We start from the raw sequence: 22809 nt of genomic DNA, 5'->3' as shown, positions 1-22809 counted from the left end.
CCGGCGTTAGCGGCAGAAAGGCCCAGACCTTATCGTTCTGGCTTGCACAAAGACAAGACGGAATCTGTGATGAGATATTTGCGCATGCTGTTCGACAACTTCACCCTGGCCTTGCTCGGGGTGGTGTTCATCGCCACCGTGCTGCCGTGCGCAGGCGAAGGCGCGGTGCTGTTCGGCTGGCTGACCAACCTGGCCATCGGCCTGCTGTTCTTCCTGCACGGCGCCAAGCTGTCGCGCGAGGCGATCATCGCCGGCGCCGGGCACTGGCGCCTGCACCTGCTGGTGTTCAGCTGCACCTTCGTGCTGTTTCCGCTGTTGGGCCTGGCGTTCAAGCCGTTGTTCGTGCCGTTGGTGGGCAACGAGCTGTACCTGGGCGTGCTCTACCTGTGCGCCTTGCCGGCCACGGTGCAGTCGGCCATCGCCTTCACTTCGCTGGCCCGCGGCAATGTGCCGGCGGCGATCTGCAGCGCGGCGGCCTCGAGCCTGTTGGGAATCTTCCTCACGCCGCTGCTGGTGATGCTGCTGCTGGGGGCCTCCGGCGATACCGGCTCGGGCTTGGACGCGGTGCTCAAGATCACCCTGCAACTGCTGGTGCCCTTCGTCGCCGGCCAGTTCGCCCGGCGCTGGATCGGCGCCTGGGTCAGGCGCAACGCGCGCTGGCTGAAAGTCGTGGACCAGGGGTCGATCCTGCTGGTGGTGTATACCGCGTTCAGCGAGGCGGTGGTCAGCGGCTTGTGGCATAGCGTGTCGGCGCAGCACCTGGCCGGGTTGTTCGCCGTGTGCGGGATCTTGCTGGCGGTGGTGCTGCTGGGGACGCGGTTGTTGGGGCGGGTGCTTGGGTTCAATGTCGAGGACCGCATCACCATCCTGTTCGCCGGCTCCAAGAAGAGCCTGGCCACGGGGGTGCCGATGGCGCAGGTGCTGTTCGTGGGCGGTGGTATCGGGGCGATGATCCTGCCGTTGATGCTGTTCCACCAGATCCAGCTGATGGTCTGTGCGGTGCTGGCCCAGCGGTATGCGGCGCGGGTTGAGGCGGGGCATCCTGAGGTGCGTGCGTCGTTGTGAGGGGCATCGTTTTTCAAGGGTTTTGGGCGCTTGGGCTATTGATCGGGTGAGGGCCTCCAGGTGTTCGCCGAAAGCCTTGCAGCGCTCGATCTACCAGGCGCTGCAACGCTAATGTCGAACACACCTGAAAGGTGTCCTCTGCGCGCTCATTGACCCACCAACGTCTGCAATCGCGCCAACGCAGGCCCGTCGTGTTGGCGTTCGAACACCTGCAGCGACACCTCCAACATGCCGCCCGGCGCACGCGACAGGCGTTGCTCACAGCGCAGGCGCAAACGCCCCTGGTCGCATTCGAACTGCCTGACGCCGGGCTTCGCGCCGCCCTCCAGGCGCAACTCGGCCAGCCGCCCCTGGGCCGCCAGCAAGGCCAGCGCCTTGTCGCGCAACAGCCCGTTGCCCTGGGTCATCAACCCGGTGGCGCGCAGGGCGGCGGCCATGGCCACGGCGACGATGGTCAGCGCCACCAGCACTTCGATCAGGGTGAAGCCTTGTTCCTGGCGGCGCACGGCATCTGCTCGCTTTGAGGCAAAGGGGCACTCTAGAGCGGCGCGATGACCGTTTGACGACGCCGACTCCCGAGCTTTTTCAATATCAGTGACATACCCGCTTGCCACAATCGGCCCCCGATTCGAACTCACGCAAGGAATGCCGAGATGCAGATCGCCCGCCGCAGCGCCACAGGCCGCCGTTCCCGCCAGCAGGGCTTTACCCTGATCGAGATCATGGTGGTGGTGGTGATCCTCGGGATTCTCGCGGCCATGGTGGTGCCCAAGGTGCTCGACCGCCCCGACCAGGCCCGCGCCACCGCGGCCCGCCAGGACATCGCCGGGTTGATGCAGGCGCTCAAGCTCTATCGCCTGGACAACGGCGGCTACCCGAACCAGAACCAGGGCCTGAAGGTCTTGGTGGAAAAGCCGGCCCAGGCCAAGGACGGCCAGTGGCGCGCCTATCTCGACCGCCTGCCCAACGACCCTTGGGGCCGTCCTTACCAGTACCTGAACCCGGGCGCCAACGGCGAGGTCGATGTGTTCTCCCTGGGCGCCGACGGCCAGGCCGGCGGCGACGGGGTGAATGCCGATATCGGCTCCTGGCAGTTGTGACCGGCCATGGCGCGCGAAGAGGGCATGGCTGTGATCAGCGCCCTGCTGATTGCCGCGGTGGTGGCAGTGATCGCCGCGGGCATGATCGAGCGCCAGGGGCTGCTCACCCGACAGCTGGAGAACCGCCAGTTGGCGTTACAGGGGCAATGGGCGCTGGAGGGCGGTTTGCAGCTCAGCCGCCAACTGCTGCTGGAACAACGAATGCGTGACCCGCTGGTGCGCACCGGGCAACCCTGGACGCGCCCGATCCTGGGCCTGCCTTCGGGCATGGTCCAGTTCGATGGGCGCCTGGAGGACGAGCAGGGCAAGTTCAACCTGCGCAACCTGGTGGTCGACGGCCAGCTCGATGCCGAGGCGCTGGCCACCTTCCAGCGCTTGTGCGCGTTGATCGGCGTCGACGCGCGCCTGGCCACGGCCATTGCCGGCCAGGTGATCGACAGCTACCCGCAGCGCCCGGCACAGACGCCAGCCAAGGCCGAGCAAGGCCTGAACAGCGGGCGCCTGACCTCGCCGGCGGTGGCCGCGCAACCCTTGCCGGCCAAGCGGCCAATGCTGCGCAACCTGGACGCCCTGGCTTCGCTCGAGGGCATGAATGGCAAGACCTTGCGGCACTTGCAGCGGTTCGTCACGGTGTTGCCGGCCCTGACCTGGGTCAACGGCAACACCGCCAGCGCCGAAGTGCTGGCCGCCCAGGTGCCGGGGCTGTCATTGCCCCAGGCCAGCGCCCTGGTGGCCGAGCGCGACGCTGGGCGCTGGTTCATCAACCGTGGTGATTTCGTCAACCGCTTGCGCATGCCGCAGTTGGCCACGGCCAATGTGCGGGTGGGCATCAACAGCGACTGGTTCCGCCTCCATGGCCAGGCGCGCCTGGGGGCTCGCGCGTTGCCGATGCAGGCACTGCTGCGCCAGCGCGAAGGGCAGTTGGCGGATGTGATCTGGACGCGGGTGGGGGCATGAGCAAGCTGCTGGAGATCCAACTGCCGCCGCTGGCCGAGTTGACGGCGCAATCGCTGCTCGACTATCGCCATGGCGAGCAGCATGGCCAGGCCACGCGTGGGCAACTGGCGGCGCGGGCCAAGGGCGCGGCGTGGCGCCTGCACCTGCATGAAGACGACAGCCTGGCCCTGGCCATCGCCTTGCCGCCGCTGACCGGCAAGCGCCTGTCGGCGGCGGTGCGCTGCGCGGTCCAGGGCCTGGTGCTGGGCGATGCCGGACAGCTGCATGTGGCCCATGGCCTGCGCCAGCCCGATGGCCGCGTCGCCGTGGCCTGGTTGGGGCAGCCGCAGCTGGCGCACGTGCAGGTTTGGTTGCAGGGCGAGCGGATTCGCCTGGGCGGGGTGTTCGCCCAGCCCGCCGACGGCCTGCCGGCGCCGGACCTGGCAGCCGGCCTGCTGGGCCCGGCGCAGGCGCTGGGCTGGGGGCGGCTGCTGGCGATCTGGGGCGTGGCGGCCACGGTCTGGTGCCTGGGGCTGAACCTGTACGCCGCGCAGCTGGCCAGCGCCGGCGAACAGCTGCGCGCGCGCATGGTCAGCCAGGTGCGCCAGGCGTTTCCACACTTGCCGGTGGTGCTCAACCCGCTGCAGCAAGCGCGCCAGCAGTTGCAGGGCGGGCAGGGGGCGGCGGCATCGGGTTTGCCGGCGCTGCTCGAAGGCGCCGGGCAGAGCATGCCGTTTCTGGCCGGCAACGTGGCGGCGCTGAGCTTCCAGGACGGCGTGCTGCGCATCACCCCGTTGGCTGAAGGCACCCAGGCGCCGGCTGGCAGTACCTGGCAGGCCGACCTGGCGGCGCGCGGTATCGAGGCAGGTGTCGATGCCCAGGGCTGGACCTTGCGCGCCGGCGCCGCCCGGCAACAGGAGCTGGCCCATGTCGATTAAGACGCGCCTGGGCGCCGCGCGGACGCAGGGGCGCCAGCGCTGGCAAGCCCTGGCCCCTCGCGAGCGGCGCGCCGTGGCCCTGGCCGCTGGGCTGCTGGCTGCGCTGTTCTGCTGGCAGGTGCTGATTGCGCCGGCCTTGGCTGGTATCGCCCACTGGGAGGCAGAAACCCCCAAGTTGCGCAGCCAGGCCCAGGCCCTCGACGCGTTGCTGGCCCAGCGCGCCGTAGCGCCCCCGGTCGACCTCGACCTGGCCCTGGGCCAGAGCCTGGCGCAGGCGGGGCTGCACAACCACTCGCGCCTCGCGCGCATGGACGGCGCCTGGCAACTGGACTGGCAGCGCGCCCCGGCCGAAGCCGCGGCGGCCTGGTTGCAGCAGGTACCCGCGCGCCTGGGGCTGAATATCGGCCAACTGATGCTGCAGCGCGATGCGGATAACGCAGCGGGCGGGCCTGTGACATTTTCCGGAACCCTTCGCATGGATCAGGCGCCTGGCGCTAAGGACCCTTCATGACCTGCCTTCACTCCCGGCTGCTGCCGTTCGCACCCCTGGCGCTGGCCTTGGCGCTGGCGGCCTGCACCACCCCGCCGCCGGCCGTGCAGGCGCCCCTGGCCAGCAGCGAGCTGGGCCGGCCGCTCGCCGCGCTCGGCGCTGCCCCGACCGCCCTGGAGCATCCAGCCCAGGCCCGCCCAAGCCCGCGCCCGGCCGCGCGCCAGGTACCTGCGCGAGTCGGCCAGCGGCACAGCCGCGCGACGCCGCTGGCGGCGCAGAGCAATCCCCTGGGCGACCAGCCGGTGCAGTTGAACTTCGTCGACGCCGATATACAGGCAGTGGTGCGCGGCCTGTCCCGCGCCACGGGCCGGCAGTTTCTGATCGACCCGCGGGTCAAGGGCCAGCTGACCCTGGTCTCCGAAGGCGAGGTGCCGGCGGCCAAGGCCTACGCCATGTTGCTGGCGGCCTTGCGCATGCAGGGCTTGAGCGTGGTCGACGTGGGCGGCGTGGCGCAGGTGGTGCCCCAGGCCGACGCCAAGCTGCTCGGCGGTGCGCTGGCCAACGACGATCACGTGGCCGGCAACGGCATGCTCACCCGCACCTTCCGCCTGCAGTACGAAAACGCCGTCAACCTGATCCCGGTGCTGCGCCCGATCGTTTCGCCCGACAACCCGATCAACGCCTACCCGGGCAACAATACCCTGGTCGTCACCGACTATGCCGAGAACCTCGAGCGGGTGGCGCAGATCCTCGACCGGGTCGATATTCCCAGCGCCATCGACACCGATGTGGTGGCGATCCAGAACGGCATCGCCAGCGATATCGCCAGCATGGTCAACGAACTGCTCGACAGCCAGGCCAGCGACCCGACGCAGAAGATCAGCGTGCTCGGCGACCCGCGTTCGAACAGCGTGGTGATTCGCTCGGGCAGCCCTGAGCGCACCCAGTTGGCCCGCGACCTGATCTACAAGCTCGACAACGCGCAGAATAGTGCCGGCAACCTGCACGTGGTGTACCTGCGCAACGCCCAGGCCGACAAGCTGGCACAGAGCCTGCGCGGGTTGCTCACCGGCGAAAGCGACAGCGCCAGCAGCGACGGCACCCGGGCGCTGCTCAGCGGCGGCGGCATGCTCACCGGGGGTAATGGCAACGGCGCCAATGGCACCAGCAGCACGCCGCAGAGCAACAGCAACCGTGGCGCCAACCCGAGCCAGGGCCACAACGGCCTGGGCGCCGGCAGCACGCCCAATGGCTATGGCAACGGCCTGGCCCAGGGCGAGCAGGGCACGGCGTTCTCTGCCGGCGGCGCGACCATCCAGGCCGACAAGACCACCAATACCCTGCTGATTTCCGCGCCCGAGCCGCTGTACCGCAGCCTGCGCGAGGTGATCGACCAGCTCGACCAGCGCCGCGCCCAGGTGGTGGTGGAAAGCCTGATCGTCGAGGTGGGCGAGGACGACGCCAATGAGTTCGGCATCCAGTGGCAGGCTGGCAACCTGGGCAAGAATGGCGCGTTCGGCGGTGCCAACCTTGGCGGCAGTGGCCTGACCAAGGGCGCCACCAGCATCGATGTGCTGCCCAAGGGCTTGTCGGTCGGGGTGGTCGACGGCACGGTGAAGATTCCCGGCATCGGCGAGGTGCTGGACCTCAAGGTGCTGGCCCATGCGCTCAAGAGCAAGGGCGGCAGCAACGTGCTGTCGACGCCCAACCTGCTGACCCTGGACAACGAGGCGGCGAGCATCTTCGTCGGCCAGACCATCCCGTTCGTCAGCGGCCAGTACGTCACCGACGGTGGCGGCAACAGCAACAACCCGTTCCAGACCATCCAGCGCGAGGAGGTCGGCCTGCGCCTGAACGTGCGCCCGCAGATTTCCGAGGGTGGCACGGTCAAGCTGGATGTCTACCAGGAGGTCAGCAGCGTCGATGCGCGCGCCTCCAGCGCCGCCGGTACCGTCACCAACAAGCGCGCCATCGACACCAGCATCTTGCTCGACGACGGCCAGATCATGGTGCTCGGCGGCCTGTTGCAGGACGGCTACAGCCAGAGCAACGAAGGCATCCCGTGGCTGTCCAGCCTGCCTGGGGTCGGCGCGCTGTTTCGCAACGAGCGCCGGGCCAGCAACAAGACCAACCTGATGGTCTTCCTGCGCCCGTACATCGTGCGGGATGCCGGGGTCGGGCGCAGCATCACCCTCAACCGCTACGACTTCATCCGCCGCGCCCAGGGCAACCTCAAGCCCGAGCACTCCTGGGCCCTGCCAGACATGGACATGCCGTTGCTGCCGCCGGTGGAGCAGGGCGTGCCGGAGCAGGGGCGGGCGCAACCGGCGGCGCTGCGCGCACCGCGCGCGTCGATCCGCGCGGTACCGCTGGATGAGGTCGCCCGGTGAGCCGGCTGCCCTATGCCTGGGCCAAGGCCCAGCGCCTGGTGTTGCAGGCAGACGGCGAGGCCGCGGCGCTGCTGTCGCGCTGCCCGTCGAGCCCGGGCTGGGCCCTGGCCGAAGTGCGCAGACGACACGGTCAGGTGCACGTCGAGGCGCTCAGCGAGGCGCAGATGGACGCCCTGCTGGTCAGCGCCTATGCCGACACCGGCAGCGCCGCGGCGGTGGTCGGGGCCGCCGAGAACGAGGTCGACCTCGACCGGCTGTTGCAGGACATCCCGGAAGTCACCGACCTGCTCGAAGCCCAGGACGACGCGCCGGTGATCCGCATGATCAACGCCTTGCTCACCCAGGCCGCGCGCGACCAGGCCAGCGATATCCATATCGAGCCGTTCGAGAGCCACTGCCTGGTGCGCTACCGGGTCGACGGCACCCTGCGCGACGTGGTTTCGCCGCGCAAGGCCCTGCACGGCGCGCTGGTATCGCGGATCAAGATCATGGCGCAACTGGACATCGCCGAGAAGCGCCTGCCCCAGGATGGCCGCATCGCCCTGCGCGTGGCCGGGCGGCCGATCGACATCCGCGTGTCCACCGTGCCTACCGGCCACGGCGAGCGGGTGGTGATGCGCCTGCTGGACAAGCAGGCCGGGCGTCTGCGCCTGGAGGCGCTGGGCATGGATGCCGGCCTGCTGGCGCGGCTCGACCAGTTGATCCGCCAGCCCCACGGCATCGTGCTGGTCACCGGTCCCACCGGCTCGGGCAAGACCACCAGCCTGTACGCCGCGCTGGCGCGCCTGGATGCCAGCGTCAGCAATATCCTTACCGTCGAGGACCCGGTGGAGTACGACCTGCCGGGGATCAGCCAGATCCAGGTCAACGCGCGCATCGACATGAGCTTCGCCGTGGCCCTGCGGGCCATTTTGCGCCAGGATCCGGACGTGATCATGATCGGCGAGATCCGCGACCTGGAAACCGCGCAGATCGCCGTGCAGGCCTCGCTGACCGGACACCTGGTGCTGGCCACCCTGCACACCAACGACGCGGTGTCGGCGGTCAACCGCCTGGTCGACATGGGCGTCGAGCCGTTCCTGCTGGCCTCGGCGTTGCTTGGGGTATTGGCCCAGCGCCTGGTGCGGCGCCTGTGCCCGCATTGCCGCGAGCCCGACCCGGCCACGCCTGGGCAGTACCGCGCGGTGGGTTGCGCGCAGTGCAATCACTGCGGCTACAGCGGCCGTACGGGTATCCACGAGTTGTTCTGTGTTGACGACCAGGTACGCGCCCTGGTGCACCAAAGCGCCGACGAGCAGGCCTTGCGCGCCGCCGCCCGGCGCAATGGCATGCGCAGCATGCGCGAGGATGGCCAGCGCTGGGTCGACAACGGCAGCACCTGCCTGGAAGAAATCCTTCGCGTGACACGGGATGCCTGATGAACCGCTATCGCTATGAAGCCGCCGACGCCCAGGGCCAAATCGTCAATGGCCTGCTCGAAGCCGACGGCCCGGGCGCGGCGCTGGCGCAGTTGCGGGCGCTGGGCCTGACCGCCTTGCAGGTGGAGGCGCAGGCAGCGCCTGGGCAGGGCGGTGGGTTGTTCAGCCCGAAGCTTTCCGATGGCGACCTGGCCTGGGCCACACGCCAACTGGCCAGCCTGCTGGCCGCCGGCCTGCCGCTGGAGGCGGCGCTGGGCGCCACGCTGGAGCAGGCCGAGCGCAAGCATATCGCCCAGGTGTTCGCTGCCGTGCGCGGCGATGTGCGCAGCGGCATGCGCCTGGCCGATGCCCTGGCCGAGCGGCCGCGGGATTTCCCGGACATCTACCGGGCGCTGGTGGCCGCAGGCGAGGAGTCCGGCGACCTGGCCCAGGTGATGGAACGCCTGGCCGACTACATCGAGCAGCGCAACACCCTGCGCGGCAAGATCCTCACCGCCTTCATCTACCCCGGCGTGGTCGGCCTGGTGTCGGTGGGCATCGTGATTTTTCTGCTCAGCTATGTGGTGCCGCAGGTGGTCAGCGCGTTTACCCAAGCGCGCCAGGACCTGCCGGGGCTGACCCTGGCCATGCTCAGCGCCAGCGACTTCGTGCGCGCCTGGGGGCTGTGGTGTTTTACCGCCATGGCGGCGGCCGCATGGGGCTGGCGGGTCTATTTGCGCGCCCCGGCGGCGCGGTTGGCCTGGCACGCAAGGATCCTGCGGCTGCCGTTGCTCGGGCGCTTCGTGCTGGGCCTGAACACCGCGCGGTTCGCCTCCACCCTGGCGATTCTCGGCAGTGCCGGGGTGCCGCTGCTACGCGCGCTGGAGGCGGCGCGCCAGACCCTGGGCAACGACCGCCTCGACCAGTGCGTCAGCCAGGCCACCGCGCGGGTGCGCGAAGGCGCTGGCCTGGCCTCGGCGCTGGCGGTGGAGAAAGTGTTCCCGCCGCTGCTCATCCACCTGATCGCCAGTGGCGAGAAAACCGGCAACCTGCCGCCGATGCTCGACCGTGCCGCCGACAGCCTGGCCAAGGACATCGAGCGCCGGGCCATGGGCATGACCGCGTTGCTCGAGCCGCTGATGATCGTGGTGATGGGCGCTGTGGTGCTGCTGATCGTCATGGCGGTACTGATGCCGATCATCGAGATCAACCAGCTGGTGCAGTGAGCTGTGCCGCCACCGTCCACACCTGCTGGCGGAACCAGCGCCGCAGTGGGTCGGCATGGGTGCGCGCGTGCCAGATCTGCATGACCTCGACCTGCGGCAAGGCCAGCGGCAGGGGATGGATGACCAGCCCGGGGTCGCGGGCCACGGCCTCTTCGGCGAGGGCGCGCAGGCAGGTCAGCAGCAGGTCGGTACCCCGCACCAGGCGCGTGGGGGCGATGAAGCTGGACAGCCCGGCGATTACCCGGCGCTGGTGGCCCAGCGCGCGCAAGGCACGGTCGACCCGGCCGTCGAGGTCGCCGGTCAGGGTGGTGAGCAGGTGCTCGCAGGCGAGGAACGCGCGCAGGTCCAAGCCCTTCGCCAACTGTGGGTTGTCCCGCGCGGCCAGGACCACGAACGCCTCGCTGAGCAGGCGTTGCTGGTGGAAGGTGTCGGGCAGGTCGTTGTAGAAACCGGCGATGGCCAGGTCGCAGGTGCCTTTTTCCAGCGCTTCGCGGGGCAGTTCGCCACGGGTATTGTGGGTGATCAGCGTGAGGTTCGGCGCCTGGCTGCGCAAGATCGGCAGCAGGCCGGGCAGCAGGGTCTGTTCCAGGTAGTCGGTACTGTACAGGTGCAGGCGGGTGGGGCGGGCGAGGAAGTCCTCGCCATCGCAGCGCAGGTAGAACGCCTGCAACTGCTCGACCAGATGCTGCACCTGCGGCGCCAACTCGTGGGCCCGGGGCGTGGCGCTGAGCCCGCGTGGGGCGCGCACGAACAACGGGTCGCCGAACTGCTGGCGCAGCTTGTTCAGCTTGTGGCTCAGTGCCGGCTGGCTGAGGGCCAGGCGCTGCGCGGCGCGGGAGGCGTTGCGCTCTTCATAGAGCACCTGGAACAGGTGCAGCAGGTTGAGGTCTTTGCTGGCGATATTCATATTTTGGATCGTAGAAATAAAAGCTTTCGAATTATCGAATCTTAGCGCGTTGGCTAGGATGGGCCCACTGACTTACAGCCCCGTGTGGAGAACACCATGCCCATCGCTATTTTCGCCACCATCCAGCCCCGGCCCGAACACCGTGATGCGACCGAGCAGGCCCTGCGCCTGATGGTTGCGCACAGCCGCGGCGAGCCCGGCAACCTACGTTACGACCTGTTCATTGGCGAGGGCGAGGGATTGGCCTTCGAGCTGTTCGAGCTGTATGTCGATCAGGCCGCTGTCGAGGCCCATCGCAGCAGCGCCCATTACCAGGCTTACCGCGCTACCACCGGCCAATGGCTGGCGGCGCCGACCCAAGTGCAGCTCGCCCACCCGCTGGATATCGCGCCGTTCAACTGATCAGGAAATCGCCATGAATAACATTGCCCCCATCGCCCTGGCCCTGGCCGGCGTATTGCTGGCCGGCCAGGCCGCTGCCGCGTCGAAAGGCGAAGTGCTGGTTTTGCTGTCCAGTGAAAACCAGCTGCCGCTCAAGGACGGCAAGCCATACCCCACCGGCTATTACCTCAATGAGTTCGGCGTGCCCGCCGACCAGTTGCTCAAGGCGGGCTACACATTGGTGCTGGTGACGCCCAAGGGCAATGCCCCCAGTGTCGACCAGCGCTCGCTGGACCCGATGTACTTCGGCGGTGATGCCGGCGAAATGCAGCGTATCGCCACGGTCGTCGCAGGCCTGCCGGGCATCCACGACACACTGTCGGTGAAGCAAGTGCTGGCGGGCGACCTGGATCGCTATGCGGGCATTTTCATTCCTGGTGGCCACGCGCCGCTGATCGACCTGGCCAACAACCCTGACGTCGGCACCTTGCTGCGTCACTTCCACCAGGCCGGCAAGCCCACCGCGGCGATCTGCCATGGCCCGATCACGCTGCTGTCGGCGCAGCAGGATCCGGTCGCCTACCGCGCCGCGCTCGCCCGTGGCGAAACCCCGGCGGCCAGCGACTGGACGTACCGGGGCTATCGCATGACCATTTTCTCTGACCCAGAGGAGCAGGTATTCGAAGGCTCGCTCAAGCAACAGCGCCTGCAGTTCTATCCCGCCAAGGCCATGGCGGGCGCCGGCGGCGATATGAGTTACGCCCAGGCCTGGAAGCCGCACGTGGTGGTCGACCGGGAACTGATCACCGGGCAGAACCCGTTCTCCGACAAGGCGCTGGCCAAGGCGTTGCTTGAGCAGTTGGAGGCGGCACCGCGCTAAAGGCCCGCCCGTTGCGAGCGGTCCGACGCAATCCCCCGTAGGAGCGGCCTTGTGTCGCGAAGGGTCGCAAAGCGACCCCATCAATCTAGAATTGGAACGCGCAAATCCGAAACAATCGCAAAGGCCTCGAAAGGGCTGCCGCGAGGTCGATCAGCCTTTGCTCGGCCGGGTAATACCGTCCACCAGCAGCACAGCGGCGCCGGCCATGATGGCGACGTCGGCCAGGTTGAACACGCCGGTATGCAGGCTGCCGATGTTGAGCACCAGGTAATCGACCACGTGGCCATCGCGAAACACCCGGTCGATCAGGTTGGCCAGCCCGCCCACGGCGATGAACCAGGCGGCGCTGGCCTTGACCGGCGTCGATGGCCAGTGGCGCCAGGCCCAGACCATGGCCCAGCCGCACACCACGCCGACGGCGGCCACGAACACCAGTTGCTTGAGCCACGGCGCCAGCCCGGCGCCAAGGCTGAGAAACGCGCCGGGATTGAGGCTCAGGGCCAGGTCCAGCCAGACGCTCTGGTTGCCATAGACATAGCTGTGCTGGTCCAGGGCGACCAGGGCGATCAGCTTTACCCACTGGTCGATGATGATGAAGGCGATGCCCAGGGTCAGGACAAGGGTACGGCTGGAAAACATGCTGGCAGTTCCTTTTGTGCGCGAATGCGGCTGCCGGGCACGCCCGCAGCGCGGCGAAGATAGCGCAGGCGGGTCTAGACTTAAAGCCCGGGTCTGTTGCAGACGCGACCCGATCATCCATCCGACCACCGCCTCCCGGACCGGACGTCGCCGACGGTGGCCTTCTGGCAAGAGGAGGGCAGGTCATGGACGAGGCACGGCTTCACGCATTCATGGGTAGGCTGGTGGGCGACATGGGCGCGGCGGCGACGCTGGCCAATGTCATCCTTGGTGATGAACTCGGGCTGTACCGTGCCATGGCCGACAGCCAGCCGATTACACCCGAGGGGCTGGCCGAACGCACCGGCTGCCAGCCACGTCTGCTGCGCGAGTGGCTCAATGCCCAGGCGGCGGCAGGCTACATGAGCCACCACGAGGGCCGTTTCACCCTGCCTGAAGAGCAGGCCATGGCCCTGGCGCTGGAGGATTCGCCCGCCTATATGGCCGGTGGCGCCGCAGTGATCGCGGCGCTGTTCCACGACAAGGACAAGCTGGTGACGGCCATGCGCGGCGATGGCGGCGTACCCTGGGGCGATCATCATCCGTGCATGTTCAGCGGCACCGAGCGTTTCTTCCGCCCCGGTTACCGGGCGTTCCTGGTGGCCGATTGGCTGCCGGCGCTGGAGGGGGTGGTGGCCAAGTTGCAGGCCGGTGCCAGGGTGGCGGATGTCGGCTGTGGCCACGGCGCCTCGACCATCGTCATGGCCCAGGCTTTTGCAGCCTCGCATTTTGTCGGCTACGACTATCACGCCCCTTCGGTACAGGTTGCCAGCGAGCGGGCGCGCGAGGCGGGCGTGGCAGACCGGGTGAGCTTCCAGCAGGCGTCGGCCAAGGACTATCCGGGCAACGACCTGGACCTGGTGTGCTTCTTCGATTGCCTGCACGACATGGGCGACCCGGTGGGCGCGGCGCGCCATGCCTATCGAGCGCTCAAGGACGATGGCACGGTGATGCTGGTGGAGCCGTTCGCCGAGGATTCGCTGGATGCCAACATCAACCCGATCGGTAGGCTGTTCTACGCGGCGTCTACCTTCATCTGCACACCGAACTCGCTGTCTCAGGAAGTGGGGTTGGGGTTGGGGGCGCAGGCGGGGGAGGCGCGGTTGCGGGCGGTGTTCGAGGAGGCGGGGTTCACGCGCTTGCGGCGGGCGACGCAGACGCCGTTCAACCTGATCCTGGAGGCCAGGAAGTAGCGATCGGCACAAACAGAAGGGGCGCCCTGCGGCGCCCCTTCGTGTTGCAGCTTAGGCTTCAGCGTCCCACGGACGATCGCCCTTTTCATCCTTGACGCGGGTCGGCAGGCCCATCACGTCCAGCGCCTTGAGGAACGGCTCGGCTGGCAGTTCCTCGACGTTGACCATGCGTCCGGCATCCCACTGGCCACGGGCGACCAGCAGCGCCGCCGCCACCGGCGGCACGCCGGCGGTGTAGGAGATACCCTGGCTGTCGGTCTCGGCGTAGGCTTCTTCGTGGTCGGCCACGTTGTAGATGAACACCTCGCGTGGCTGGCCGTCCTTGGTGCCCTTGACCAGGTCGCCGATGCAGGTCTTGCCGGTGTAGCCCGGGGCCAGGGAGGCCGGGTCGGGCAGTACCGCCTTGACCACTTTCAGCGGCACCACTTCCAGGCCTTCGGCGGTTTTCACCGGTTGCTCGCTGAGCAGGCCGAGGTTCTTCAGCACGGTGAACACGTTGATGTAGTGCTCGCCGAAGCTCATCCAGAAACGCACGTTCGGCACGTTGAGGTTCTTCGAGATCGAGTGAACTTCATCGTGGCCGGTCAGGTACAGGTTCTGCGAGCCTACCACTGGCAGGTCGTCGGTGCGCTTGACCTCGAACATGCTGTTGCTGGTCCACTGGCTGTTCTGCCAGCTCCACACTTGCCCGGTGAACTCGCGGAAGTTGATTTCCGGGTCGAAGTTGGTGGCGAAGTACTTGCCGTGGGAACCGGCATTGACGTCGAGGATGTCGATCGAGTCGATGCGGTCGAAATACTGCTGCTGCGCGAGTTTCGCGTAGCTGTTCACCACACCCGGGTCGAAGCCGACACCGAGAATGGCGGTAATGTTCTTCTGCTGGCACTCTTCGAGGTGTTTCCACTCGTAGTTGCCATACCAGGGCGGGGTTTCGCAGATCTTGCCCGGTTCTTCGTGAATCGCGGTGTCCAGGTAGGCGACACCGGTATCGATGCAGGCACGCAGCACCGACATGTTGAGGAAGGCGGAACCAACGTTGATCACGATCTGCGATTCGGTCTCGCGGATCAGTGCCTTGGTCGCCTCGACATCGAGGGCATTGAGCGAGAAGGCCTGGATGTCGGCGGGTACCTTGAGGCTACCCTTGGCCTTGACGCTGTCGATGATGGCCTGGCATTTGGAGATGTTCCGTGACGCGATGGCAATACGACCGAGTTCGTCGTTATGCTGCGCGCACTTGTGGGCCACCACCTTGGCGACACCTCCTGCACCAATGATAAGAACGTTCTTCTTCAATTTACCTTGTGCTCCTTACTGAAAAGGCCTGCCCGTCAGGACAGGCTGGAAACGTAGTCGTCGAAGCCGAATTCGCGCACCAGTTCGACGCTGCCGTCGAGCTGCTTGACCGCGATGGACGGCATTTTCAGACCGTTGAACCAGTTTTTCTTGACCATGGTGTAGCCGGCCGTGTCGACGAACGACAGGCGGTCACCAATCTGCAGCGGCTTGTCGAACTGATACTCGCCGAAGATATCGCCGGCCAGGCACGATTTGCCGCAGACCATGTAGGTGTGCGCGCCATCGTTGGGGGCCATCTTGGCGTTGAGGCGGTAGATCAGCAGGTCGAGCAGGTGCGCTTCGATCGAGCTGTCGACCACGGCCAGGTGCTTGCCGTTGTACAGGGTGTCGAGCACGGTCACTTCCAGCGAGGCGCTGTTGGTGATGGCCGCTTCGCCCGGCTCCAGGTACACCTGCACGCCGTAGGTTTGCGAGAACTGCTTCAGGCGCGCGCAGAAGGCGTCTACCGCGTAATCTTCGCCGGTGAAGTGGATGCCACCACCGAGGCTGACCCATTCGACCTTGTGCAGCAGGTGGCCGAAGCGCTCTTCGATGTGGCTGAGCATCTTGTCGAACAGGCCGAAGTCACCGTTCTCGCAGTTGTTGTGGAACATGAAGCCGGAGATCTTCTCGATCACCTTCTCGATCTTTTCCGGGTCCCACTCACCGAGGCGGCTGAACGGGCGCGCCGGGTCGGCCAGCAGGTAGTCGGAGCTGCTCACCTGCGGGTTGACACGCAGGCCGCGCACCTTGCCTGCGGATTGCTCGGCGAAGCGCTCGAGCTGGCCGATGGAGTTGAAGATGATCTTGTCGCAGTTTTCGAGCATCTCTTCGACTTCATCGTCGGCCCAGGCCACGCTGTAAGCGTGGGTTTCGCCGGCGAACTTCTGGCGGCCGAGCTTGAGCTCGAACAGCGAGGACGAAGTGGTGCCGTCCATGTACTGCTGCATCAGGTCGAACACCGACCAGGTAGCGAAGCACTTGAGGGCGAGCAGGGCCTTGGCCCCGGACTGCTGGCGGACATAGGCGATCTTTTCCATGTTGCCCAGCAGTTTCTGTTTGTCGATGAGGTAGTACGGTGTCTTGATCATTTAAAGGCCCCCGGCCAGGCCGGCCAAAAAAAGGACACGCATTGTGCCTTCACTTGTCGCGGTACGAAAGGGCGCGGGGCGCATTTCGTCCGAGGCGCCGGCGCACGCTCAGTTGAACAGGCTAATGTGACCATCCTGAGCGGCCCTGCTGTGAGGCGCCGCTTGGCTGGGCTCATGCTGTAGGCGCCGGCTTGCCGGCGAACACCGGCGCCATCCACCGCGTCGCCTGGTTCGCCAGCAAGGCTGGCTCCTACGGGTATTGCATTCGCAATCGGCGTAGGAGCCGGCTTGCCGGCGAACACCGGCGTTGCCGGTGCCATCCTCCGCGGCGCCTGGTTCGCCAGCAAGCTGGCTCCTACGGGTGTTGCAGGCCGTAATCGGCGTAGGCGCCGGCCTTGCCGGCGAACACCGGCGCAGCCGGTGCCATCTTCCGCGTCGCCTGGTTTGCCAGCAAGGCTGGCTACGGGGGCGATCAGCTCAGCAGGTCTTCGTAGAAGGCACCGTAAGGCAGCTCGGGGTGGGCGATCTGGATTTCCAGGATCCACAACCCGGCGCTGGGCTGCCCGGCAAAATCGCCCAGGTTGCCACCGCGATGGATGGCGTGGGGGAAGTCGCTGACGCGATGGCCCTTGATATCCATGTTCAGCCGCCAACCCATCTGCTGGGCACGCTCGGCGGCAAAGCGGTAGAGTTCCACGCCGCTCACCCCCTGTGCGCGCCAATGGGCTTCGACCTCTTCGAACAGGGTCTTGGCGGCCCGTGCGCAGGCATGCATGTGCGGATCGTCGCCGGTGACGAAGGTGGCACCCGCATCCCCTTCATGGCCCTCGAAGACCACGCCCATGTCGATGAAATAGATGTCCTGCTCGCCCAGCAGCGGGTCCCCCTCGGAAGCTTCCTTGAAGGTTTTCAACGTATTGCTGGCGAAGCGAATATGGGTGGGGTGCCAGATGCGCTGCATGCCCAGTGCCTGCAATACCTGTTGGCTCATTTCCCGGGCCTGGGATTCGCGCATGCCAGGGTGGATATTCGCGGCAATCCGCTCGACTGCTTCCCAGGTCAGGCGTTGCGCGTGCTTCATCAGCGCCAGCTGATAGGGGGCGCCCGTGGCTTCCTTGGCGCTGTTGCTCAGGGTCATTCCTGTACTCCTCATCATTGCGTTGTATTTTTATCTATATAGCGAGTAGGCGACTCTGCAGCCCTGGTGGCGTATCTGGGCGCAGGCCCGCCAGAGCATGCCGGCGAGCACCTCAGTCGCGGCCCGGCTGGGCTTCAGGCGTGCGCAGCTGCCCGGCGCATCAGCGAAGCGGAAGCTGGCCAGTGGCGCGGACCAGAGGAACAGTAGCAGGTGCTCGGGCGCGACCTTGGCAATCAGGCCCTGCGCCATCCAGTGCTCCAGGCACGCCAGGCTCTGGCGGGCGCTGAAGCGCATGGCCTCGGTACGGCTGGCCGGTACGTGGCGGGCACCGTGGAGCATTTCCTTGAGCCACACCCGCGTCGCGTCCGGGTGCTTGCGCGCGACCTCGGCCTTGGCCTTGAAGTAGCAGGGCAGGGACTGTTCCGGGAGGCTCTGCGGGCGCAGGCCGCGAGTGGCCTGGAGCAAGGGCTCCATGACCAGGTCGAGCACGGCGGCATAGAGCAGGCGCTTGCTGCCAAAGTAGTAGAACACGTTGGCCCGGGGCAGGCCGGCGCGGGCGGCGATGTCGTCGACCCGGGCGGCGGCGAAACCGTGGCGGGCGAACTCGCCGCTGGCGGCGTTGAGGATCAGTTGCTGGTTGCGGTCACGGATGCTGGGCATGGCAGGCAGGTACGTTTGAATCGATGTATTCAAAAGTATATAGCGATGCAGGGCCAACCGACAGCCATGCTGGCGCATCGCGGGGCACGCCCGCTGCCATTACCAGGCTCGTACAGCGTCTAGGCCTGGGCGAGCCAGGTGTGGATCTGTTCCAGCGTGGCAGTGGCGCCGCCGCAGACGATCACCAGGACATTGTCATAGGCCGCCAGCGCCTCGGGCCGTGCCAGCAAGGCCAGCGCCGCGCCGCAGGCGGGCTCCACCAGCAAGCGGTGATCGAGCAGCAGCTGTTCGCATGCCTGGAGCGCCTCACGGTCGCTGACCAGGTAGCTGTGCACCGGATGCTCGCGGGTGCAGGCCAGAGCCTGCTCGGCCACCCGCTTGGCGCCCAGCGACGTCGCCACCGAGGCGATGGTCGGCAGCTCGACGGTGTGCCCGGCGGCCATGGCTGCGTGCAACGATGCAGCGCCTTCGGTCTCCACCGCCAGCACCGGCACATCCTGCCAGCCATTGCGCCGCAGGCCCTCGACCACACCGCACAGCAGGCCGCCGCCACCTACCGACAGCACCACGGCAGCGGGCTTCACGCCTGCCTCGGCGACTTCGTCGATCATGCTGGCATGGCCGGCCCACAGCAGCGGGTCGTCGAACGGATGGATGAAGGCATCACCGGCCCCCAGCAGGGTCTGCGCGTGCTGGTTGGCCTCCTGCCAGGAGCTGCCTCGCACCACCACGCTGGCCTGCTCCAGGTGCAACAGCTGCTTGGCACGCTCGGTGGTGGTCTCGGGTACCACGACGGTCACCGGCACGCCCAGCTTGCGCCCGGCGTAGGCCACGGCCAGCCCGGCGTTGCCGCCGGAGGACGAGACAAAGTGCCGGGCGCCGCGGCCCTGCTGCACTTCACAGGCATGGCCGACCCCGCGCAGCTTGAACGAGCCGCAGGGTTGCAGGGCCTCGAGCTTGAGCCAGACCGGGCGCTTGGCGCAGAGCGACAGCGGGCGGGATTCGATCAGCGGGGTATGGATGTGCAACGGCATGGCGGCCTCCGGGGCTCAGTCGCGGGCAGCCGCGGGCTGGTCGCCACGCAGTTGCTCCAGGTAGTTGTAGACGGTATAGCGGGTGACGCCGAGGGCCTCGGCGGCCTTCTCGACGCCGCCCTTGACGATGAACAGGCCGCGCTCCTGCATCACCCGCACGGCCTCGACCTTGGCCTGCTTGTTCATCCGGCCCTGGCCGCTGCGCTGCAAGGCGTCCTGGATGATCTCGGCCATCAGCACGCTCATGTCCGCCAGCTCGGTGTTGACGGCGGTGCCGCAGGCCGCGCCCAGCGGCTGGAAATGCTGGAGGAAGGTCATGGCCGCCTCGAGGCCGGTGATGTCGCTGTTCACGCACAGGCTGGCAAAAGGGTGACCTGTGCTGTCGCGAAAGATCGCCGTGGCGCTGCGCAGGGTACGGCCCTTGAGAGTGGTGGGGTAGTTGGGCAAAACCACTGGGTCGCAGCCGCGCTGCTCGACCGTGGCTCGCATCAACGCCCTGAAGCCCTGGTCCTGTTCAGGGGCGGCGAGGATCGGGCTGCCGACCTGGCGGCCGGAAAGATGGCCATTGACGATGGCCACCACGGAGTGCTCCGGGTGGTCGAGGTCGTGCAGGAGGATTTCCAGGTTATTGGGCACGACGCTGCCCAGGGCCTGGAGGGTGGCCTTGAGGACGGTGAGGGTGAGTTGGCGTTCGAAGCGGGGATCGCAAGGGGGCATGGGAGCTCGCCAGATTCAATATTGTGTTGAATTTTACACAAATAATTGAATTTGGCGAGTGTTGTTCAGCCGTGCCGCAGGGGGCCTGCGGCTAGGGATCAGCCGAGTTTTGGGGTGCGCGGTGGAGTCATCCGGCGCGAACCGGTCGCTTCGAAGGCTGCCGCGAATTTCAACAGATTGTTGTCGCTGTAGGCCTTACCGGCGAAGGTCAGCCCCACTGGCATGCCGATATCGGCCATCACGCCCATCGGCACGGTGACGGTCGGCACCCCCAGGTGGCGAATCGCCAGGTTGCCGTTGGCCACCCAGATACCGTTGCTCCAGGCGATGTCCGCTGACACCGGGTTGACGTCGGCATCCGCCGGGCCGACATCGGCCACGGTGGGGAACAGCACCGCGTCCAGGCCCTGGGCGTCCATCCAGTCTTCCAGGTCGAGCTTGCGCGTGGCTTCCAGGCCGCGCAGGCCGTCCGGCACGGTGGCGATCTGCTCCCAGCTCTTCAGGCCGCGCTTGGCCATGTTGACGTACTCGTCCATGCCGGCAGCCAGGTCATCCTCACGGTTGGGCAGGGTGCCCGGGTCGTGGGGGAAGATCTGCGGGCCGTCGACATCGGCCAGGCGGTTGAGCTTGGGGTCGTCGTTGGCGCGCAGGAAGTCGTCGAAGGCCCAGCCGGACAGCTCCCACAGCTCGTCGTGGAGGAATTCCTTGCTGACGATGCCGCGGTTGAACACGGTCGGCGCGCCCGGACGGTCGCCTTCGCAGTTGGAAACCAGCGGGAAGTCGGTCTCGACCACTTGCGCGCCGGCCGCTTCCAGGGCCTGACGGGCCTGGTTCCACAGTTCGATCACGCTGGCACGGGTGTTGATGCGCTGGCCGGTCGGGCCGCCGATGCCCGGCTTCTCGGACGTGCCGGCCTCGGGGTCGGCATTGATGTACATGCGCGGCACGGCGAAGCGCTTGCCCTTGAGCGAGTCGGCGGTCACTGCCAGCGCCAGGTACGACTGCGGGCGCACGCTGGAGGCGGCCGGGATCGGCACCCACGGCTGCAGGCGCCACAGGTCGCCGCGTGGGTCGGCGTCGTCGGCCACCACCACGTCGAGGATTTCCAGCAGGTCGGCCATGGTCCGGGCGTAGGGCACCACCACGTCCATGGTCGGCGTCAGCGGCCAGTTGCCGCGCACCGAGATCACCCCGCGTGATGGGGTGTAGGCGCACAGGCCATTGTTCGACGCGGGGCCACGGCCGCTGGACCAGGTTTCCTCGGCCAGGCCGAAGGCGCTGAAGCTGGCGGCGGTGGCGGTGCCGGCGCCGTTGGAGGAGCCTGAGGCGAAGGGCGCGGTCAGGTAGTGGGCGTTGTACGGGCTTTCGGCACGGCCGTAGACGCCGCGCTGCATGCCGCCGTTGGCCATGGGCGGCATGTTGGTCTTGCCCAGGCAGATGGCGCCACCAGCGCGCAGGCGCTCGACGGTGAAGGCGTCGCGCTGGGCGACCAGGTCCTTGAAGGCCGGGCTGCCTGAGGCGGCGGTCAGGCCCTTGACCAGGTAGCTGTCCTTGGCGGTGTAGGGGATGCCGTCCAGCGGGCCGAGCGTCGCGCCACGGGCACGGCGGGCGTCGGAGGCCTCGGCTTCCTGCAGCGCTTCAGGGTTGCGTACCACCACGGCGTTGAGTGCCGTGGGGGTGTCCTTGCCATCATAGGCGTCGATGCGCGCCAGATAGGCCTTGACCAGTTCGACGGCGGTCGTGCGGCCGGACTCGAGCGCGTCGCGCAGCTCGGCAATGGAAACCTCGGTTACCTCGATCATGCTGTCACCACAGTTGTGCAGGTGGAAATCATGGCGGCGAGTGTAGCAAGAAGGTCTTGTCGGACGCAGGCATGCAGTGGGGAAATGCTTCGTTGCAGCGCGGCACTCTGGTGGCAGGCCTGGACCGTTTCGGTGGCAGCGGCCTTGCGCCGCGAAAGGGGCGCGCAGTGGCCCCTGTCTTTGCGCCGGGCAGGCCCACTGCCTTGCCAGGGCCTTGTGTTACAACAGCTTGCGCTGCACGGCCTCGTCCAGGGTGCTGCGGGCCAGCTCGCGGACCACGTCACGGGTATCGGCCTGGAACGGCAGGCCGACGATCAGCACCAGTTGCATCCAGGTGCGCACCGATTCGCTTTTGCTGATGCGCCCGACTTCCTGGCCGTCCTTGTCCTTGAACACGGTTTGCAAGGTGAAGGTGTTCTTCGCCGTGGAGGGGATCAGGAACAGCGTGAAGCCGGTGATGAACGCCGAGGCGGTGATGAACTCCTCGTGATTGAGCAGGGTCGATTCGGCGTACAGGTCCGCTTCGCTCTTGTGGGTGTTGACCTGGGCAAAGCGCCCGGATTGCTCGTAGGTCTCGGTGATCGCCTTTTCCCACAGCTGCGCGGGGGCGCCCGCCGCGGCGACGGCCGCACCGTCGTTCACCTGGTACAGCGAAGTGTTGCGCAGGTAGGCGCTGGGCTTGACTGGCGCGGTGCTGGCAGCCGGTGGCCAGGTACCGACCGGGGCCAGGTCGCCGGTGGAATACGAAACGCAGCCGCCGAGCAGCAGGGCGCCCAGCAGCAAGCCGTGTTTGAAGAGGGTCATCGGGTTTTTCCTGTTTTAGCGTTTGGCCAGTTGAACGGTGGCCTGGTCGAGCAGCTTGCCGACCAAGAGGGTGAGTTGCTTGCCGCCCATCGTCGGTGCCCAGTACTCGCCGCCATACAGGCCGACGTTGTGCGCGAGGCTGAGCTGGTCCTTGGCCCGGGCCAGCTCGACGCCGTCACGGTCGACGATCACCAGGTTGCCGGCGACATCGAAGCGGTCGACGTAGATCGGGCCGTTGCACCAGATCCACAGGGTCAGGGTGAGCAAGGCACCCGGCACATAGGCTGGGTGCGGGCCGCGATGGCCCTTGAGCGAGGTCATCTCGAACTTCAGCAGGACGTCCTGGGTGCCCAGGCGGGTGGGGTATTCGGTGACGCGCTCGAAGTAGCCGGCCTGGCTCACGTAGTGGCTGAGCTGGTGGGTCAGCGAACGGCTGATGGCCTGGCGGGTCGCGGCGTCGATACCCACCGCCGAGACCTGCACATCGGCGAGCTGGGCGCTGCGTGGGCTGGTGACGCTGGCGCCATGGGCCGGCGCGCCGACCGGGCCGACGACGTTGTACGAGACGCAACCGGTCATCGACAGCAGGGCGCTCATGGCGCTGGCCAGCAGCAGTTTCTTCACGTCGCTTCATCCTTGATCGA

The 22809-nt window shown here is 67.1% G+C and carries 23 protein-coding genes; 11 read left to right on the top strand and 12 right to left on the bottom strand.

Annotated elements, in window-relative coordinates; genetic code table 11:
* Nucleotides 1–69 precede the first annotated feature (69 nt).
* On the top strand, nucleotides 70–1065 hold the full coding sequence (locus KSS95_RS17820; RefSeq protein ID WP_217848379.1) for a bile acid:sodium symporter family protein: 996 nt from the start codon (nucleotides 70–72) through the stop codon (nucleotides 1063–1065).
* 146 nt (nucleotides 1066–1211) lie between these two features.
* Here the strand turns inward: KSS95_RS17820 and gspI are convergent, their stop codons facing one another.
* A complete protein-coding gene (gene gspI / locus KSS95_RS17815) occupies nucleotides 1212–1571 on the bottom strand; it encodes a type II secretion system minor pseudopilin GspI (RefSeq protein WP_217848378.1) in 360 nt (119 codons plus the stop codon).
* Between the two features lie 147 nt (nucleotides 1572–1718).
* Here gspI and gspG point away from each other — a divergent pair, with 147 nt between their 5' ends.
* Genes gspG through gspF form a run of 7 tightly spaced genes read left to right on the top strand, consistent with a single transcriptional unit; the run spans nucleotide 1719 to nucleotide 9542 of the window.
* The gene (gspG, locus tag KSS95_RS17810) at nucleotides 1719–2165 is read left to right on the top strand and encodes a type II secretion system major pseudopilin GspG (protein ID WP_217848377.1); all 447 of its coding nucleotides are present in this window, start codon (nucleotides 1719–1721) and stop codon (nucleotides 2163–2165) included.
* Nucleotides 2166–2189: 24 nt separating this feature from the next.
* Nucleotides 2190–3122 (top strand): type II secretion system minor pseudopilin GspK, encoded by a 933-nt coding sequence (gene gspK, locus KSS95_RS17805; RefSeq protein WP_263974799.1) that lies wholly within the window; start codon nucleotides 2190–2192, stop codon nucleotides 3120–3122.
* A complete protein-coding gene (locus KSS95_RS17800; RefSeq protein WP_217848375.1) occupies nucleotides 3119–4039 on the top strand; it encodes a GspL/Epsl periplasmic domain-containing protein in 921 nt (306 codons plus the stop codon). Before gspK ends, KSS95_RS17800 begins: the two co-directional genes overlap by 4 nt.
* On the top strand, nucleotides 4029–4550 hold the full coding sequence (locus KSS95_RS17795) for a type II secretion system protein M (RefSeq protein ID WP_217848374.1): 522 nt from the start codon (nucleotides 4029–4031) through the stop codon (nucleotides 4548–4550). The genes KSS95_RS17800 and KSS95_RS17795 overlap by 11 nt, the downstream gene beginning before the upstream one ends.
* Entirely contained in the window at nucleotides 4547–6919 is a 2373-nt protein-coding gene (gspD, locus tag KSS95_RS17790; protein WP_217848373.1) for a type II secretion system secretin GspD, read from the top strand. The genes KSS95_RS17795 and gspD overlap by 4 nt, the downstream gene beginning before the upstream one ends.
* Nucleotides 6916–8337, top strand: coding sequence for a type II secretion system ATPase GspE (gene gspE / locus KSS95_RS17785; RefSeq protein WP_217848372.1), 1422 nt, complete (start codon nucleotides 6916–6918; stop codon nucleotides 8335–8337). Before gspD ends, gspE begins: the two co-directional genes overlap by 4 nt.
* Complete coding sequence (gene gspF / locus KSS95_RS17780; protein WP_217848371.1) at nucleotides 8337–9542, top strand: type II secretion system inner membrane protein GspF; 1206 nt, start codon at nucleotides 8337–8339, stop codon at nucleotides 9540–9542. The genes gspE and gspF overlap by 1 nt, the downstream gene beginning before the upstream one ends.
* Here the strand turns inward: gspF and KSS95_RS17775 are convergent.
* Nucleotides 9523–10449, bottom strand: a complete 927-nt coding sequence (locus tag KSS95_RS17775) for a LysR family transcriptional regulator (protein WP_217848370.1) — start codon at nucleotides 10447–10449, stop codon at nucleotides 9523–9525. The genes gspF and KSS95_RS17775 overlap by 20 nt on opposite strands.
* Before the next feature lie 96 nt (nucleotides 10450–10545).
* On the opposite strand from KSS95_RS17775, the gene KSS95_RS17770 reads away from it, so the two are divergent.
* On the top strand, nucleotides 10546–10851 hold the full coding sequence (locus KSS95_RS17770) for a putative quinol monooxygenase (RefSeq protein ID WP_217848369.1): 306 nt from the start codon (nucleotides 10546–10548) through the stop codon (nucleotides 10849–10851).
* A 13-nt stretch (nucleotides 10852–10864) separates the two neighbouring features.
* Entirely contained in the window at nucleotides 10865–11710 is an 846-nt protein-coding gene (locus KSS95_RS17765) for a type 1 glutamine amidotransferase domain-containing protein (RefSeq protein ID WP_217848368.1), read from the top strand.
* A gap of 150 nt (nucleotides 11711–11860) precedes the next feature.
* Here KSS95_RS17765 and KSS95_RS17760 read toward each other — a convergent pair whose 3' ends face one another.
* On the bottom strand, nucleotides 11861–12349 hold the full coding sequence (locus tag KSS95_RS17760) for a signal peptidase II (protein ID WP_217848367.1): 489 nt from the start codon (nucleotides 12347–12349) through the stop codon (nucleotides 11861–11863).
* A gap of 185 nt (nucleotides 12350–12534) precedes the next feature.
* Between KSS95_RS17760 and KSS95_RS17755 the strand changes: the two genes are divergently transcribed.
* Complete coding sequence (locus KSS95_RS17755; RefSeq protein ID WP_217848366.1) at nucleotides 12535–13581, top strand: class I SAM-dependent methyltransferase; 1047 nt, start codon at nucleotides 12535–12537, stop codon at nucleotides 13579–13581.
* A gap of 51 nt (nucleotides 13582–13632) precedes the next feature.
* On the opposite strand, the gene KSS95_RS17750 is transcribed toward KSS95_RS17755, so the two are convergent.
* The 9 genes from KSS95_RS17750 to KSS95_RS17710 all read right to left on the bottom strand — a co-directional run bounded on the left by KSS95_RS17750 (nucleotide 13633) and on the right by KSS95_RS17710 (nucleotide 22762).
* Entirely contained in the window at nucleotides 13633–14877 is a 1245-nt protein-coding gene (locus KSS95_RS17750; RefSeq protein WP_217848365.1) for a saccharopine dehydrogenase family protein, read from the bottom strand.
* Nucleotides 14878–14912: 35 nt separating this feature from the next.
* Nucleotides 14913–16010 carry a carboxynorspermidine decarboxylase gene (locus KSS95_RS17745; RefSeq protein ID WP_217848364.1) on the bottom strand — a complete coding sequence of 366 codons (1098 nt, stop codon included), beginning with the start codon at nucleotides 16008–16010 and terminating at the stop codon, nucleotides 14913–14915.
* A gap of 472 nt (nucleotides 16011–16482) precedes the next feature.
* A complete protein-coding gene (locus tag KSS95_RS17740) occupies nucleotides 16483–17148 on the bottom strand; it encodes a M24 family metallopeptidase (protein WP_217848363.1) in 666 nt (221 codons plus the stop codon).
* A gap of 30 nt (nucleotides 17149–17178) precedes the next feature.
* On the bottom strand, nucleotides 17179–17808 hold the full coding sequence (locus KSS95_RS17735; RefSeq protein WP_217848362.1) for a TetR family transcriptional regulator C-terminal domain-containing protein: 630 nt from the start codon (nucleotides 17806–17808) through the stop codon (nucleotides 17179–17181).
* A gap of 119 nt (nucleotides 17809–17927) precedes the next feature.
* A complete protein-coding gene (locus KSS95_RS17730) occupies nucleotides 17928–18842 on the bottom strand; it encodes a pyridoxal-phosphate dependent enzyme (RefSeq protein ID WP_217848361.1) in 915 nt (304 codons plus the stop codon).
* A 15-nt stretch (nucleotides 18843–18857) separates the two neighbouring features.
* Nucleotides 18858–19559 (bottom strand): helix-turn-helix transcriptional regulator, encoded by a 702-nt coding sequence (locus KSS95_RS17725; protein WP_217848360.1) that lies wholly within the window; start codon nucleotides 19557–19559, stop codon nucleotides 18858–18860.
* A 98-nt stretch (nucleotides 19560–19657) separates the two neighbouring features.
* The gene (locus KSS95_RS17720) at nucleotides 19658–21361 is read right to left on the bottom strand and encodes an amidase (protein WP_217848359.1); all 1704 of its coding nucleotides are present in this window, start codon (nucleotides 21359–21361) and stop codon (nucleotides 19658–19660) included.
* Between the two features lie 219 nt (nucleotides 21362–21580).
* Nucleotides 21581–22165, bottom strand: coding sequence for a hypothetical protein (locus KSS95_RS17715; protein ID WP_217848358.1), 585 nt, complete (start codon nucleotides 22163–22165; stop codon nucleotides 21581–21583).
* A gap of 15 nt (nucleotides 22166–22180) precedes the next feature.
* Nucleotides 22181–22762 (bottom strand): hypothetical protein, encoded by a 582-nt coding sequence (locus KSS95_RS17710; protein WP_217854017.1) that lies wholly within the window; start codon nucleotides 22760–22762, stop codon nucleotides 22181–22183.
* Between the last annotated feature and the right edge of the window lie 47 nt (nucleotides 22763–22809).

It is taken from the genome of Pseudomonas muyukensis (genome assembly GCF_019139535.1).
In the GTDB taxonomy this organism is placed as follows: domain Bacteria; phylum Pseudomonadota; class Gammaproteobacteria; order Pseudomonadales; family Pseudomonadaceae; genus Aquipseudomonas; species Aquipseudomonas muyukensis.
The sequence above is the reverse complement of the archived record's forward strand: the minus strand, read 5'-3'. Positions and strand labels throughout refer to the sequence as shown.

Coding starts and splice junctions, on each gene's coding strand:
- KSS95_RS17755 (WP_217848366.1), top strand. CDS start 12,535: ATGGACGAGGCACGGCTTCACGCATTCATGGGTAGGCTGGTGGGCGAC.
- gspD (WP_217848373.1), top strand. CDS start 4,547: ATGACCTGCCTTCACTCCCGGCTGCTGCCGTTCGCACCCCTGGCGCTG.
- KSS95_RS17770 (WP_217848369.1), top strand. CDS start 10,546: ATGCCCATCGCTATTTTCGCCACCATCCAGCCCCGGCCCGAACACCGT.
- KSS95_RS17800 (WP_217848375.1), top strand. CDS start 3,119: ATGAGCAAGCTGCTGGAGATCCAACTGCCGCCGCTGGCCGAGTTGACG.
- KSS95_RS17720 (WP_217848359.1), bottom strand. CDS start 21,361: ATGATCGAGGTAACCGAGGTTTCCATTGCCGAGCTGCGCGACGCGCTC.
- KSS95_RS17735 (WP_217848362.1), bottom strand. CDS start 17,808: ATGCCCAGCATCCGTGACCGCAACCAGCAACTGATCCTCAACGCCGCC.
- gspK (WP_263974799.1), top strand. CDS start 2,190: ATGGCTGTGATCAGCGCCCTGCTGATTGCCGCGGTGGTGGCAGTGATC.
- KSS95_RS17725 (WP_217848360.1), bottom strand. CDS start 19,559: ATGCCCCCTTGCGATCCCCGCTTCGAACGCCAACTCACCCTCACCGTC.
- KSS95_RS17745 (WP_217848364.1), bottom strand. CDS start 16,010: ATGATCAAGACACCGTACTACCTCATCGACAAACAGAAACTGCTGGGC.
- gspG (WP_217848377.1), top strand. CDS start 1,719: ATGCAGATCGCCCGCCGCAGCGCCACAGGCCGCCGTTCCCGCCAGCAG.
- KSS95_RS17775 (WP_217848370.1), bottom strand. CDS start 10,449: ATGAATATCGCCAGCAAAGACCTCAACCTGCTGCACCTGTTCCAGGTG.
- KSS95_RS17820 (WP_217848379.1), top strand. CDS start 70: ATGAGATATTTGCGCATGCTGTTCGACAACTTCACCCTGGCCTTGCTC.
- gspF (WP_217848371.1), top strand. CDS start 8,337: ATGAACCGCTATCGCTATGAAGCCGCCGACGCCCAGGGCCAAATCGTC.
- KSS95_RS17715 (WP_217848358.1), bottom strand. CDS start 22,165: ATGACCCTCTTCAAACACGGCTTGCTGCTGGGCGCCCTGCTGCTCGGC.
- KSS95_RS17710 (WP_217854017.1), bottom strand. CDS start 22,762: ATGAGCGCCCTGCTGTCGATGACCGGTTGCGTCTCGTACAACGTCGTC.
- KSS95_RS17730 (WP_217848361.1), bottom strand. CDS start 18,842: ATGCCGTTGCACATCCATACCCCGCTGATCGAATCCCGCCCGCTGTCG.
- KSS95_RS17795 (WP_217848374.1), top strand. CDS start 4,029: ATGTCGATTAAGACGCGCCTGGGCGCCGCGCGGACGCAGGGGCGCCAG.
- KSS95_RS17760 (WP_217848367.1), bottom strand. CDS start 12,349: ATGTTTTCCAGCCGTACCCTTGTCCTGACCCTGGGCATCGCCTTCATC.
- KSS95_RS17740 (WP_217848363.1), bottom strand. CDS start 17,148: ATGACCCTGAGCAACAGCGCCAAGGAAGCCACGGGCGCCCCCTATCAG.
- KSS95_RS17765 (WP_217848368.1), top strand. CDS start 10,865: ATGAATAACATTGCCCCCATCGCCCTGGCCCTGGCCGGCGTATTGCTG.